15 protein-coding genes are annotated in these 14,008 nt (G+C 44.7%); 4 read left to right on the top strand and 11 right to left on the bottom strand.

Annotated features, from left to right (window positions below; genetic code table 11):
• Positions 1-4: 4 nt before the first annotated feature.
• The 4 genes from LEP1GSC052_RS13465 to LEP1GSC052_RS13480 are packed head-to-tail and all read right to left on the bottom strand — an operon-like array spanning position 5 to position 3,757.
• Positions 5-673, bottom strand: coding sequence for an ATP-binding protein (locus tag LEP1GSC052_RS13465; protein ID WP_020985645.1), 669 nt, complete (start codon positions 671-673; stop codon positions 5-7).
• Positions 674-718: 45 nt separating this feature from the next.
• Positions 719-1,180 (bottom strand): tRNA (cytidine(34)-2'-O)-methyltransferase, encoded by a 462-nt coding sequence (locus LEP1GSC052_RS13470; protein WP_010573726.1) that lies wholly within the window; start codon positions 1,178-1,180, stop codon positions 719-721.
• 4 nt (positions 1,181-1,184) lie between these two features.
• On the bottom strand, positions 1,185-2,339 hold the full coding sequence (locus LEP1GSC052_RS13475; protein ID WP_010573725.1) for a S1 RNA-binding domain-containing protein: 1,155 nt from the start codon (positions 2,337-2,339) through the stop codon (positions 1,185-1,187).
• The gene (locus LEP1GSC052_RS13480; protein ID WP_010573724.1) at positions 2,336-3,757 is read right to left on the bottom strand and encodes a hypothetical protein; all 1,422 of its coding nucleotides are present in this window, start codon (positions 3,755-3,757) and stop codon (positions 2,336-2,338) included. Before LEP1GSC052_RS13480 ends, LEP1GSC052_RS13475 begins: the two co-directional genes overlap by 4 nt.
• Before the next feature lie 2 nt (positions 3,758-3,759).
• Here LEP1GSC052_RS13480 and LEP1GSC052_RS13485 point away from each other — a divergent pair, with 2 nt between their 5' ends.
• Entirely contained in the window at positions 3,760-4,452 is a 693-nt protein-coding gene (locus LEP1GSC052_RS13485; protein WP_020985533.1) for a hypothetical protein, read from the top strand.
• On the top strand, positions 4,453-5,220 hold the full coding sequence (locus tag LEP1GSC052_RS13490) for a glycosyltransferase family 2 protein (RefSeq protein ID WP_010573722.1): 768 nt from the start codon (positions 4,453-4,455) through the stop codon (positions 5,218-5,220).
• A 109-nt stretch (positions 5,221-5,329) separates the two neighbouring features.
• Here the strand turns inward: LEP1GSC052_RS13490 and LEP1GSC052_RS13495 are convergent, their stop codons facing one another.
• Positions 5,330-5,722 (bottom strand): hypothetical protein, encoded by a 393-nt coding sequence (locus tag LEP1GSC052_RS13495; protein ID WP_100738993.1) that lies wholly within the window; start codon positions 5,720-5,722, stop codon positions 5,330-5,332.
• A 151-nt stretch (positions 5,723-5,873) separates the two neighbouring features.
• Here LEP1GSC052_RS13495 and aroE point away from each other — a divergent pair, with 151 nt between their 5' ends.
• The gene (gene aroE, locus LEP1GSC052_RS13500) at positions 5,874-6,746 is read left to right on the top strand and encodes a shikimate dehydrogenase (protein ID WP_020986231.1); all 873 of its coding nucleotides are present in this window, start codon (positions 5,874-5,876) and stop codon (positions 6,744-6,746) included.
• Positions 6,743-8,128 carry a glutamate ligase domain-containing protein gene (locus LEP1GSC052_RS13505; protein WP_020986113.1) on the top strand — a complete coding sequence of 462 codons (1,386 nt, stop codon included), beginning with the start codon at positions 6,743-6,745 and terminating at the stop codon, positions 8,126-8,128. The genes aroE and LEP1GSC052_RS13505 overlap by 4 nt, the downstream gene beginning before the upstream one ends.
• 40 nt (positions 8,129-8,168) lie before the next feature.
• Here the strand turns inward: LEP1GSC052_RS13505 and LEP1GSC052_RS13510 are convergent, their stop codons facing one another.
• The 6 genes from LEP1GSC052_RS13510 to LEP1GSC052_RS13535 all read right to left on the bottom strand — a co-directional run bounded on the left by LEP1GSC052_RS13510 (position 8,169) and on the right by LEP1GSC052_RS13535 (position 14,002).
• Positions 8,169-9,752: a PEGA domain-containing protein gene (locus tag LEP1GSC052_RS13510; RefSeq protein ID WP_010573719.1), complete on the bottom strand. Its 1,584-nt coding sequence runs from the start codon at positions 9,750-9,752 to the stop codon at positions 8,169-8,171.
• Positions 9,749-10,507 carry an ABC transporter permease subunit gene (locus LEP1GSC052_RS13515; protein WP_010573718.1) on the bottom strand — a complete coding sequence of 253 codons (759 nt, stop codon included), beginning with the start codon at positions 10,505-10,507 and terminating at the stop codon, positions 9,749-9,751. The genes LEP1GSC052_RS13510 and LEP1GSC052_RS13515 overlap by 4 nt, the downstream gene beginning before the upstream one ends.
• Entirely contained in the window at positions 10,507-11,400 is an 894-nt protein-coding gene (locus LEP1GSC052_RS13520) for an ABC transporter permease subunit (RefSeq protein ID WP_010573717.1), read from the bottom strand. Before LEP1GSC052_RS13520 ends, LEP1GSC052_RS13515 begins: the two co-directional genes overlap by 1 nt.
• Positions 11,401-11,402: 2 nt before the next feature.
• Positions 11,403-11,864, bottom strand: a complete 462-nt coding sequence (locus LEP1GSC052_RS13525; protein ID WP_010573716.1) for a PTS sugar transporter subunit IIA — start codon at positions 11,862-11,864, stop codon at positions 11,403-11,405.
• Positions 11,865-11,949: 85 nt separating this feature from the next.
• Positions 11,950-12,849 carry a hypothetical protein gene (locus LEP1GSC052_RS13530; protein ID WP_010573715.1) on the bottom strand — a complete coding sequence of 300 codons (900 nt, stop codon included), beginning with the start codon at positions 12,847-12,849 and terminating at the stop codon, positions 11,950-11,952.
• Positions 12,842-14,002 (bottom strand): hypothetical protein, encoded by a 1,161-nt coding sequence (locus LEP1GSC052_RS13535; protein ID WP_020985952.1) that lies wholly within the window; start codon positions 14,000-14,002, stop codon positions 12,842-12,844. Before LEP1GSC052_RS13535 ends, LEP1GSC052_RS13530 begins: the two co-directional genes overlap by 8 nt.
• Positions 14,003-14,008: the final 6 nt, after the last annotated feature.

Genomic DNA, 14,008 nt, shown 5'->3' on the forward strand with positions numbered 1-14,008 from the left:
TTAACTAAGACAGTTTTTTCTTGGCGTTGAACTGAGCCTGTTTTCTATCTTCGAGAATTTCAAGATCGAGTTCGTCAAAAAGTTTCTGCATGACCATCATACCGCGCATCAGCGTGGCTGTGGAGGAGAATTTTCCCCTCTCGATATCCTGTTCCAGATTCAGTTCCTTGAGATTGTTTACGATTTTGATAAAAAGAGTCTGATTGCGATCGATGGAATATTCGACTTCGACCTCGGTTCCGTCCCCGTATTTCACCGCGTTTTCCACGGCTTCGAGAGCGCCGATACAAAGATCGATCACGATCTCTTCGGGAGTTCCCTGACTTTTCAGAAAAAATTCGAGACGACTGCGGACATACTGCATCGGTTGATACGCGATCTTGCCGAGCAGAACATAACTGTCCTTAGCCGGAAATTTTTTTCCTTGGATTTGATCGGGATGAATGTGAAATTCTTTCGCGTTGAACTTGCTTCGTTTTACAAAACCGGACTCGACGAAGTTTTCCAGAATGTCCGCTACAATCGAATTCTCGACGTCGGGTTCGTCCTTGAACTTGCGGAGAGTTTCCATACGAATCCAAGCGAAAAAATCGTTCACCGTTCCGGTCAACCCCTGAGAAAGCATCGACTGAATCTGCTTTTCGATTTCTTCTCTGGAGAGGTGGAAGCTCATACTTTATCCATTTAGATGCAGAATTCTGAAAGTGTAAATCCGTTTTTACCAGGACCTGATTTGGCGCATCGCTTCGTAAGAAATCACGGCGACTGAATTGCTCAAATTCAAACAACGGGAAGAATCTTCCATCGGAATTTTTAATATCTTTTCCTCATTCCACGAAATTTTCATTTCCGCTGGAACTCCCGATGTTTCATTTCCGAACAAAAAAGCGTCTCCTTCCTTGTATTGCACGCCGGTATAAGAACGTTTGCCGTGAATCGAAACCAAATACAGATCCGTTCCTTCGGGAAGAACCGCTTTATAATCTTCTAAAGAAGAATGAAGTGAAATTTTAACCTTATCCCAATAATCCAATCCCGCTCTGCGTGCGGCCTTTTCCGAAAGATCGAATGACGCTTGTCCTACGATGTGAAGCTCCGCTCCCAGAGCCACACAAAGCCGCGCGATGTTTCCGGTGTTCGGAGGAATCTCGGGTCTGTAGAGTCCTATATGCAAAGACATGGAATCATTTTTTCTTGTTCTTGTTTAAGGAATTCTGAAGGATCGCTCCGAAAGAACTCGTGGAACCGCTCGTATCGGAACTCAAGTAACTGCTGTAGTCCATTCTCTCTTGAATCTCTTTCGCTTTTTGAATCGAAAGAGAAATCTGTTTTCTTTCCGGATTCACTTCCATTATAAAAACGTCAATTACGTCGCCCGTTTTAAAACTCTGATTGAGAGGAACTCGATTCGGAATTCCGGTTTCTCTTCCGGGAACAAGACCGTTGAAATGATCGTCTAACTTTACGAAAAGACCGAACGGTTTTAAGGAATCGATCGTTCCCTTAACGATGTCTCCTTCCTTAAACGGAACCGTCTGCGCCCAAGGATCCTTTAGAAAATCCTTAACCGTTAATGCGAACTTCTGATTTTCCCAATCGATACGAAGAACTCTCGCGCGAAGAGTTTGACCGACTTGAAATTCCTTGTCGAGCTCGGGATTCTTTTTGAAAGTCGCTTCGCTGATCGGAATGAGAGCGGAAAGGCCGCCGTCCATTTCCACGATTAAACCGAAGTTCTGAATCGTTTTGACCTTGCAGGTAACGAACATTCCTTCTTTGAGTTCTTGTTTGAGAACTCCGAGTTTCGCTTCCTTCGTTTTGTCCGAAATTTTCTTTTGGGAAACGATGAGTTTTCCTCTGCTTCCGATGTCTTGGATGAGAAACTTAAGACGTTTTCCCGCGAGACCCGATTTTTTAAGTTCGGGATCGATTTGAGAGAATGGACAAAACGCGGTAAATTCTCCGATCTTCACTTCGGCTCCGGATTCTCCTTCGCTGATAAACTGACCGAGAACGGGGATCTCCGCTTTTTTAGCGATTTCTAATAGATCTTTGTTTAGGGAATCTCCGCTCAAACAAGTCGTAAAGTGAATGTCTCCGTGATCTTCCTTGAGAAAATACGCTTCGATCTCGTCGCCGGGATTGGGAAGACCGGCTTCGACAAATTCGTCCGAAGAAATGATGCCCGGAGTTTTTGCTTCCTTAGTCGTAACGAAAACGAAATCCTTTTTAGCGGAGTTTACGATCGCAGTGACTCTGGTTCCCGCTTCCATCGCTTTTTTCTTTTTAAAGGAAGCATCCAACATTTTCTCGAAGAGTTCTTTTTCCGATTCTTTCATTTGTTTTTCCCTCTCTTTTTTTGACTGGAAGCCGGTTCTTTTTTTTCGGACGGATATGAAATTTCTCCCGCGATGACTTTGCGAAGAGATTTCAAATTCTTTAAATCGACGAGCGGATCTTCCGTATAAACATTTATGAACGCTGGTTTGCCTTCGCGGATCTTTCCTTCGTGAGGAGCTTCTATAAAACCGCAGGTGGATTCGGTCGCGATCAAAATCGTCTCCGCATTACCGAGAACCTTGGAAAGAATTTCCATTTCCTTCCATCCGCCGATTCCGGGATGAACGTGAAGATAACCCGTGCCCGAAGCGAGAAGCATTCCTTGACTCAGATTTTTTTGTCTGTTTAAAAACGCAAGATAGGATTTGTATTCCTTTTCCGCATTTGCGCGATCCTCTTCCTGAATCTGGGAAAGTTTACCGGCGAACTCGGGTTCGGGCGCGATGTTCTTCGCGAAGTAAGGACTCCATTCTTTCATCGCGTTTAAGTCGGTTTCCCATTCCGGAGTCGCGGCGATCTTTTGATAATAATAAACGGAGAACATAGGACCCCAGTTTAAATTGCGGAACACTCCGGAAGAAATTCTTCCCGCGATCGTATCGGGAACGGGATGATACAAAGTAGGAATTCCCGCGTTGATTCCTTCGAGAATGCTGAACTCGTCTCCAAAGGCGGATAACGCTAGTTTGATTCCTTCGGCGTCCGCGGTCTTTTTCAACTGATACAAGAACGGACCGTCGAACGCAAACGATTCTCCTTCTTGATAACGATAAAAAAGATGAACGGGAGAAGCCGGTCTTTTTTTGATTTGAGAAATCGCCTGTTGCGAAGAACGAATCACGTTATAACCGGGGAGGTTTCCTAAATTCTTCGTTTCGGAACTTTCCGCGATCCAAGGCGCGTCCGTCTTTTTTACCCAAGGAGAATTTTTGCCGGAACGTTGTGCGTCCTTTAAAAGTGTTTCGACCCAAGACGGATCTCCGACGGAAAGAATTCCGGTGAAACCGTGAGCCAAAAAGGATTGAAGAGAAAGATAAACTCCCGCGCGATCCTTTTGACCTCCGAGAGAATCCGTGGAAAGAGTTACGTTTGCGTCACAAAAACCCGGAAGCGCATACGAAACTTTTCCCGAGAAAGAATTTATTTTTTTGATCGAAACGATCCTGCCGTTTTCGATTCGGATCTCCGAAGGTTCGGAATATTCTTTTTTTCCGGGAAGAAGATAACGCACCGCGTTTAAGGTGATCGACTCGGAATGCGCCGACGCGGAACTAAACAATAACATCAGAGAAAAAACAGAAGGCTTAAAAAGAATGCGGACTCCGATTCTTTTCCGTTTCAAACCTGAAAGATGCTTCTTTTTTCCCGTTCTTAAAATGACTCTCTTGACAAACAAAACAGATTCCGAAATGTTCATGGATGATGGGGCAGGAAATCCGAGATATATCCGACAATATCCGGCTAACGATCGAGAACGGAAAAATCCTGTCTCTGAAAACCCACAGGATGACTCATTCTGTCGAAGAGCATATCCAAGAGGCAGTCGGACTGATTCTGGATAAGGTAACTCATCCTACTCTGGTTCCTACGGTTTATACTATAATAAAAGAGTTGGCAATCAACGCCTGCAAAGCAAACCAAAAAAGGATTTTTTTCGAAGAAAAAGGTCTGGATCTAAACAACGCTTCCGATTACGAAAAAGGAGTTCGAGAATATAAGAGTATTTTCAGCGAAGCGATGTCCGAACGTTACGGACAAAAAGCGAAGAAGGAAGGATACTATTGTCTGATCAGCTTTCATTATTCTTTTGACGGAATCAGAATCGAAGTCGTCAACAACGCGCCCGTCACTCAACAGGAAGAAAAATCTCTCCGCGAAAAATTGGAAAAAGGAATGCGCTACAACGACATCGCGCAATTCTATCTGGACAACGCGGACAATACGGAAGGCGCCGGAATCGGATTGGCTCTCATCTTAATCATGCTCAAGGGAGAAGGAATCGATCCTTCCTATTTCAGAATCATCATTCGAGAAGACGTAACCATCGCAAGACTCGAGATCCCGCTCACTCCGGACTTTCAAAGCATTCGAAAACTGAATCATAAGAATTAAATGCGACTTCCCCTCTCCGTTTGTATCATAACACTCAACGAAGAAGACAATTTAGAACGTTGTCTGAAACCTTTGGACTTCGTTTCCGAAATCATCGTGGTCGACTCCGGTTCGAAGGATAAAACCGTAGAGATCGCCAAAAAATACAAAGCAAAAGTTCACAAAAGAAAGTTCGACGACTACGTAAGCCAAAAGAACTTCGCGCTTTCCTTGGTGAAAAACGAATGGGTTCTTACGCTCGATGCCGACGAGGAAGTTTCACCCGATTTAAAAACGGAAATTCTTTCCCTTTTTCAAAACGGACTTCCGAGCGCGGACGGATATTCCACTCCCCGCTTGACTTGGTATTTGGGAAAATGGATTCGTCACGGAGGTTGGTATCCCAATCGACGCATCCGTCTTTTTCACCGTTCCAAAGGAAAGTTCGGCGGCGGGCTCGTTCACGAAACGATCCAGCTTCAAGGTATATGCAATAAGCTGAATTCTCCCGTTTATCATTATTCTTATAAGAACATAGGAGATCACATCCGTTATATCAACGCCTATTCCGAGTTAGGCGCCCAGGAAAAATTCCGCGCCGGCAAAACGAGCGGACTTTTCCACGCGTTTATGGAAGGTTTTTACAAAGCGTTTTGGATGTATTTTATCCGTTTCGGATTTTTGGACGGCAAACAGGGATTCGTTTTGGCGGTGTTCGGGTTCTATTATAATTTTCTAAAGTATATCAAGTTGTACGAGTTGAATTCGAAAGATAAAAAACACCGTTGAACGAAAGCAAAACGATCGTCAAACGAGGATTCTTACGTTATGCGGAGATTAGCGCGGACTCGAAGGTCCGCACGAAAACTCGATCGCGCTCCCTTATACGGGGAAACGCTTAATCTCTTCTTTCTTTGTTGTGATTGATGCGGTTCATGATGTAAAGAGCGAGTAAACCGCCCAATAAAACCGCGAGAAGATTCACGTTGGAGATCTGATAGATTCCGAACTTAGGCGAAATCAACCAAAGAACCACCGAACGGATAAAATCCTGAAGCAGAGAAAGGATAATCAAAGATCCGAGAAGCGCAACGATCAACGCTCCCCAAAAACCTCCGAGAAGATCCTTACGTTTGTAGTAGTAATAATACCAAGAAAGACCGCCGGAAATTCCCGCTACGAATAAAACATCGAGAATGGTGGTCCACCACGGTGAGCCTGAAAAAGAAGCAAGCGGCGTCAAAAAGAGTTGTGCGCTCAGTCCGTGTAAAAAAGAATCAGGTAAATTCAGTAGGCTCATTCCAATACAGCATTTTCGGGAATTGTCTTTTAGTCGACTCATTTTACGGTTCACTCCCTAACTTACAAGTTTTGGGGCCAAAAAGTCGAAGGTTTCGAGCCGCTTGCTCTCATTTATAAGAAACCAATTTGGAATTCTCAGTTTGAAAAACGAAACAAAACTGTCCTCTCAAACTTTTGGTATCACGGGATTTCCCCTTTCTCATTCTCTTTCGCCTCTCATACACAATTCGCTCTATAAGGACAAAGGTATAGACGCGGAGTATCTCGTGTTCGAAACGCCGGAACTGAACGCGGAAAAAATTAGGGAGTTACGAAATTCGGGAGTTCTCGGTCTTTCGGTGACCATTCCTCACAAGGAAAAAGCGTTTTCCCTCGCCGACCGATCCGACGAAGCCTCGAGAATCATGAAAGCCTCGAACACACTTTTGATCGGGACCGGCTCGATTAACGCGTATAATACGGACGGAGAAGGAGCCTATCGATCCATCTTAGAATGGTCTCCGACGTCGTTTAACAAAGGAAAAACCGTCATTCTCGGAAGCGGCGGAAGCGCGAGAGGAATCGCATACAGCCTTGCGGCCTCGGGAAAAATCCGCGAACTGATTCTCTGTTCCAGAAACGAAACCACCGGACGGGAAATCTGTTCCTTGATCTCGGAAAACTCGAACGTAATTACGAAACACGTAAGTCCCGATTCTCTTTTTGAAATCCGGGAAGAAATCTCCTTAGTCATCCACACGACTCCGCTCGGAATGAAAGGACAATCGCCGGGTCCGTTTTTAACGGAAGAATTTTTTAATCCGAACACGACCCTTTTCGATATCGTCTACAACCCGTTGGAAACCCCTCTCGTAAAGGCCGCGCGGAAAAAAGGAAGTACGATCATCCCCGGATCGGAAATGCTTTTGTATCAGGCGATGAAACAGTTCGAACTATTCACCGGTGTTTCGCCTAACGCGGAAGATATAATCAAAACGAGAGAACGTTTGTCACAAGCATTAGCCAATCGATGAACTCAACATCCGATTTTTTCGACTTCATATCCGGTCTTTCCAATTTGGAAAAAACCAGAAACTTCAACGTCTTTACCGGATATTCTTTGGAACCGTTCGCAAACGTTCTGAAAAAATACGGATTCGATTCAAGGAAAGAATCTTCCCTCTGCAGAATCTCCGTTGTGGGAACGAACGCAAAGGGTTCGATCACTCATTTTTTGGGAGAATACTTCCGCCTTTCCGGTTTTAAAACGGGACTTTATACTTCTCCGCATTTGATATCTCCTTTGGAAAGAATTCGAATCGGCGATCCGACAAACCCTTTCCGCAAAGCGACCGAGAAAGAATTGAACGAATTGTTAAACGAATGGAAAATTCTCGGCGCGGAAACCGACCTGAAAACGTTTTCCTTTTTCGAACTTTTCACCTGCGCTTCGTCCCGTTTTTTCGAAAGGGAATCCGTCGAAATCCAGATCTACGAAGCCGGACTCGGAGGAAGACTGGACGCGACCAAACTCTGCGATCCGGACATCGTCGTATTGGGAAGCATCGGACTCGATCACAAGGAAATATTAGGAAATACTAAAGAAGAAATATTAAAGGAAAAACTCGGAATCTGCACACCGAATACGAAAGCGGTTTTTGCGATCGAACAAACGGAACCGCATTTAAACGATCAAATCCGATCCTGGTGCGGACAAAAAGGAATCGCTTGTTTTATCTTTCCGCAAACTCCGAGCGACGCGAGCTATCTCGTCCGAAACAATGAATTTTCGTTTCGAGTGTTTCAGAATATTCTAAATTTAGAATGGACCTCGAAGATCCGCGCGCGTTTCGAAACGTTTTTGAAAAACGAAAACGTTTCCGATGATCCCGGCTCCGATGCTTCCGTTTTCGCATCCGATTCGTCCGATTCACCGAGCGACCGAAACGACTGGAAGAAATCCAAGGAACCGAAACGACCGGATTTTCGATTCTACGAAAAAGACATTTCTCTTCCTCCGGGAAGATTGAGCGTGTTACAAGATTCTCCCTTATTGGTTTTTGATCCGGCCCACAATCCCGACGCGTTTTCGGAAACTCTAAAAAGTCTGAATTCGATTTATCCGAAGGATCGTTTTTTTGTGTTAGCCGGAGTTTTAAAGGATAAGGACGGAAACGGAATTCTGGAAATTCTCAGAGCCGCGAAGAAAAATTCCAAGATTCTCGACTTTCGGTTTTTAAAGGACGACGGTTTTGCGCTTCCCTCCAATTGCCATGCGGAAGAATCGATGGATCACGAAGAACTATTTGCAAATCTTAGTATATTCAAAAAATCGAATCAGCCCAGCCTCGTGCTCGGAAGTTTTCGTTTGTTTCCGATCGTAAGCGAGTTCCTAGGCAAAAACGAAATCGGCTGAAAAAAGAAAACGTTCGTCGAATCGACGATGAATCGATTTTTTAAAATCTTAAATTGAACTGAGCGAACGAATCGATCTCGATCATCTGACCGGGAATCGCATACGGATTGTTCACGCGTTTCGGCGCGACTCCAACGTCCAAGGTTTCCTCGTCCAGACCGAGCCAATAAAACGTAGCCGCCAAGATCAACATCGCCGCCATCCCGTACACCATCACACCGCCCGTCAAACCCTGATGTCGTCCGAAGTTCCCCGCGAGCTTTTGATATTTACCCGCGTCGTGATTGGTTTCTCGGATGATTCTTTCCTGATAAAGATACATTCCCACGAACGTATCTTGAGAAACCACGTTGGCCGCGAAAAAAAGATTGGTAAGACTTACCTGACTCTGCGCGCGATCGTACAACGCGTTCGCTTTCAGATTGAAATAATAATAACCCGCATAAAACAAAAGGGTTCCGTACAAGGAATAGATCGAAAAGTCGTTGTAGGAATGATCGAGAAAAACGTTTTGTTTATTCTTGTAATAACTTACGCTGTCTCCCGGTTTTAAAATCAGATCCAATTTTGTTTCTTCGTCTTTTTTGATCTCCACGCCCTTCAACAAATCGACGTGACCTTCCATCGAAACGCGAAGACGGTTGTAACCCGTTTTGACCTTCACGTTGTTCAAAGGAGTTTTGCCCAAAAATTCGGAACCGAGATATACGTTGGCTCCTTCCGGATTGGAGGTCACGGAGATCAATCCGTCGCGAGGAGTTTTGGAAAGAATCGTTTCGAAACTTCCTCCGTCTTGAACGCTGACTTTTTGTTCCTGACTTTGAAAACCGTCCATATAATATTTGATGACGTGGCTTCCGGGAAGAATGTCCGATCTTTGCAAAGGGGTTTTACCGAGAAACTGCCCGTCCAAAAAAACCAGAACGCCGTCCATGGTTCCCGATTTAAAGGAGAATGAAACCGTGTTCTTTCCGATCAGTTCCTTTTTGATCTCGGCGATCAATCCGTCCAATTCCTGATAAGAGCGTCTAACGCTAGTCTTGGCTTTGAATTCTTTTCTCGAAGCGTCCTTGGAGGATCTCAAAACGAGTTTGAGTTCCATCTGCGATTCGCTTTTCTTTTCGTAAGTTCCCGCGAGATGATAAAAACATCCGGCCTTTTTTCCGGATAAAAACAAAGTGCTGTCTTCGGGCGGAATTTCCTCGGAGATATATTCCGTTTTTAAGGTAAGAAATCGGGGATCTCTTTCGGGCGAAGTTTCCTTTGCGTTCTTCACCTGCTCGAGTATGTCGCCGTCCCATTCTCCCTTTTTTAATCTTTCTCTTCCGGTGGGTTTTCCGAACGCGTGTTGAACGCTTTTCGGAATCACGTCGGGATCGAAGATCTGAAAAAGTCCTTTGAGTCCGGAGAATAAAACCCCGCCGTAGCCCTTGCTCAAATAATCCAGATTCGGGTCCGCGTTTTGGTTTTTCAAAGGAAACACGCAGAGTTTTCTTTCGGTTTCGAACGTGATTCTTTCCCGCATTCCACCTTCCGGAAAACGATAATAGTCGTCGATTCCCTGCGCGACGAGTCCAATATTCAAAATCGATAATATTAAAATAAATGCGGATAATCTAATCATCTTTTTTTCACGTTCAATGCGGTGACCAAACCTACGATTCCCAAAATAGGCATCACCAAAGCCAACGGAGCGGAATACGCGTAATCCCTCGCAAAGGAAATCTGTTCCCCGAGTCCGGGACCGAACCAATCTGAGCCCGCGCTCGCTCCGAGATAACTAAAAAGCGCCAGCGTCATTACAACTCCGGGTAACCCTGTAGTAAACAGAACTTTCAAGACAGGAAGGGCCGCCGGAAAAATATGATTTCGAAACACGTTCGCTCTCGAAGCTCCGAAAAAAACCGAGGACAAAACGAAACCGCTTCCGTCCGTTTCTCGAATTTTACTCTGAAGGGTTTCATACGAAAAGGCCCAGTCTCCCAAAAGAATCGCGATCACCAAAACGCTCGGCCCTTGTCCCAAAGCGTGCACCGTGAGCAACGCGATCAACAAAGAAGGAACGGAAACGAACACGGAAGAGATCGGAGTAAAAAACCATCTTCCCGTAAACGGAAGCGAATATTGAAACAGACAGATCATAGAACTGAACACGAGCGTAAGAATCCGGGAAGGTAAAGAAAACAAAAGCGTGGAAACGGTTCCGTAGGAAAAAAGACCGTAGACGTCGCGGCCCAAACGATCGCAACCGAAAGGATGATTCCAAGCGACCGAACAAAAACTGTCCTCGAGAAAAACTTCGGTGGGAGGATTTTTCCAAAGAATCCCCGCCAAGGCCAAACCCACGAAAAAAATTCGAAACAAATTGTTAAGCGACATTAGGAAAGGCTCTCCTTACCGGTGAGATTTTCCTGAAAACGAAGGGAAACCCTGCTGAAGATATAAAACGTAAGACCGCTGTAAAAAAGAAGGGCGCTCAAAAGTTCGGAATCCATCGTCTGGATCGCATAATACATCGACTTTCCGATTCCCGGAAAGAAAAAGATTTCCTCCACGATCATCGCGCCCGAAAGAAGCGAACTGAAGTCCAAAAGGATCAAAACCGCGAGCAGGGGAAGAATCTTGAGTAAAATATGATTCCATAATATTCTATTTTTGGAATACCCTCTGGCGCGCAGAACTTTTGTATACGGAGATTTCAACTCGATTTCGGCGAGGCTCAAAGCGAACTGATAGATTCTCGCCCAAACCCTGGAACCGAGAGCGATCCCGGGAAGAATCACGTAAAAAGAATTCCAAGGTTCGTAACCTCCGGGAGGAAGCCATTCGAGTTGAACGAAAAAAATCAAAAGCAAAACCACGCCGACTACGAAGACCGGCGTCGACAAGATCAGATTGCTCAAAAACAAAAAAAATCTTTTGAAAATACCTTCTTCCTTTTTGGAACCCGCCAATGCGAAAAGAATCGCAAACAAACTTCCCCAGCCCACGGAGAAAACCGCGAGATGCAACGTGGGAAGAACCCGGGAAGAAATATGTTTCCAAACCGATTCTCCCGAAGCGGTTTTAGCGGATTGAAACGTTACGATCCCTTTGACGAAGGAAAAAATCTGGGAAGAAAACGTTTTCCGTTCGAGAAAGGATTCTTCCTTGGAAAAGGAGGAATCGGCGTAGAGATATTCCCTGTTTAAGGAACGAAGATGACCGAATAGAACCGAGAAAAAAATTAATGCGACAAGAAATAGAAAGAACCTGGAGACTTCCCCCTGCACGATTAAACGTTCCGAGAAAAAGCTTTTTGGATTTCCTCGAAGGACCCGGAGCGGATGAGTTTTTCCCTGTCTTCTTTTACGTTTAAGGCCTTTGCGATTTGAGCGAGGGTTTTGATATGTTCTTGGAATTTTGTTTTAGGAACGATGAGAAGAATGAAGATATGAACCGGTTGATGATCGATCGAATCGAAATCGATTCCGTTCGGATTGAGACCCATCACACATTTGAGTTCGTCGACGAGATTGACCGAACAGTGAGGGATCGCGACCCCGCTTCCGATTCCGGTGGACATCGACTTTTCGCGGGCGAGAAGAGATTCTAAGATTTCTTCCTTGTTTTCGGCGTCGATCTGATGTGTGTCTACGGCCTTTTGCAGAAGTCTGGAGATCACTTCCTCTTTGGTGCCGGATTCCAAATTGAATATAACGGTTTCAGGATGAAGAAGAGTCAATAGTTGATTCATACGAGCGCCTCTGACTCTTTGCGAATTTCGACTTTACGTTTACGTTTGTTACAATACGCGATCATCATTCTAACCACAATTCGAATCACTCTAATTGTCCGAAATTATCGACTCTGCTTCCCAGAAATATACGGATCAGGCTGGCTTCAATGAAAAAATAGAAAACGGAAAAGCCGAAAAGCGGTAAAGAAAAACCGACTAAAACCTGAATGACATAAAACAGCGCCGCGGTCGCCAAAACTCCGATCAAAGAATAGATCCAAGCCGTATATAAGTTCCTTCCCGGCGCGGCGAAAAGAACCGCAAACGAGACCCAAGTGGACAAAAGAACGGGAGAATATTCCATCGCAAGGTTTCCCGTTCCTAAAACCAAACCCGCTCCGAAGATCAACGGAATCTGAAACGCGTTCGGTCTTTTTAAAAAGACGGGGATTAAGAATAGAATTGCATAAGCGCCCATCGTTTCTAAAGAAGAAAATCTCCAAGGAGAATAACCTTCTTGCGAAAAGGAAAGAATGCTGTAAAGATCCGAGATGGATTCGTCCCGAAACGACAAACTCGGTTTACCCGCAAGTCCCGAAAAAATATCCACCGCGGGAAGCATAAGATACAAAACCAAAAAGATCAAAAGTTGAATCAACGAAAGAGGAACCTGAATCCGAAGACGGTTCTCCAAGGGAGAATATAAAAAGACGCCCGCGATTCCCGCAAGAATCGCCCACACAACCGTACCCGGATGGATCGGCAAAAGAAGAACGAAGATCCCCGTATGAACGACCCACTTCAAAGGATAAACGGAACGTTTAACGATCGTAAATTGATAAACGAAGCAGGTCGCGAGAACGATCGCATAACAAATCCATAATGGAATCGTTCCGAACAAAACGATCCCCGCGAGCGAAAAGATTCCCAAAAGAAGATCCGGAAAAAAAGGATCGGACTTACGGAAAAAACCGGCTCTTGTAACGAGAAGATAATCAGACATTCGATTTCTCCTTTTGTTCCGATTTTACGGTTTCGATCTTATCTCTCAAAGAGATTCCCGAAGGACAAAGAAACGTGCAGATCCCGCAGGAGATACAGGCGTTGGAAAAGAATTGTCCCTGCCCCGTTACAAGGGAGATCGGATTGCATTCGAGAGGACAGTTATAAGTACATTCTCCGCATTCGGTGCAGGGAAGTTCCTTTTGTTCCCGGATTTTACCGGCAACGAAAAGAATCGAATGATGTTTGTAGATGTCCAAAAAGTATTCTTCCGAGGAGGAATGATATTCTCCTCCGTCGAAAAAGGAATTGAACGTGAAGTTCGGATATTCCTTCTTTTTTTCGAGAAGAAGAAAACTTAAGCTCTGACCGTCGCGAAACTTGATCGGAGATTCTTCCTTTTTGAGTCCGCCGTTTTTGCCCACATAGTAGATGCTGATATGTCTTTCGATAAACGGGATTTTTTTGAACAGAGCGCGGTATAGATGATAGAGAGTTTCCGGTCCGAGATAAAGAATATTCTCTTTTTGGAATGTTTTTTCGGAAAGGGCTTTTTTTACGAAGTATTGCGGAAAACCTGCCGGATATTCGTATTTCCGAAACGGAACCGGATTTAAAACGTAGTCCTTAACGTTCGTCCCGGGAAACCAGGCTTTTAAATATTCTAAAAATTGAATATGCAATTCTTTGCATTCTTCCAAAAGAATCTTTTGAAAGTCGACCGATTGCGTTTTTGTATATGGAGAAAGAACGATCAAAGAGGATTTAAAAATCTTAAAAAGAGAGGATAACGTCGTATCCGCGAAGTCGAGCGATACGAGCCCGAGTTCGTCCATTCTTTCCAAGGCTTGTTCGAGTTTTAAGGAAGAATCGATCTGAGTTTCGCCCGATAACTGAAAACTTCCGTCCTGAACGATTCGGATCTTCGTAGAATGTTCGCCTTGGATCAAACTCGCGATCCCGTCCACGGGAGATAAAAGTGTTCCGACGGATTGTCTGAGAAGAGGTTCGCCCGCGCGTACACGAGTGGGGAATTCTTTTAAATACAATGCTCCCGGTTCGGGAAATAATGTGAAGGGTTCTTCCAGGACGGTCTTACGGGAAAATTTTCCGTGGACCAATCCTGGTTTGAGAGTAAAAGCGGAGGGCTTCAAAACTCT

Origin of the sequence: Leptospira kmetyi serovar Malaysia str. Bejo-Iso9 (assembly GCF_000243735.2) — a bacterium.
GTDB classification, from domain to species: Bacteria; Spirochaetota; Leptospiria; order Leptospirales; family Leptospiraceae; genus Leptospira; species Leptospira kmetyi.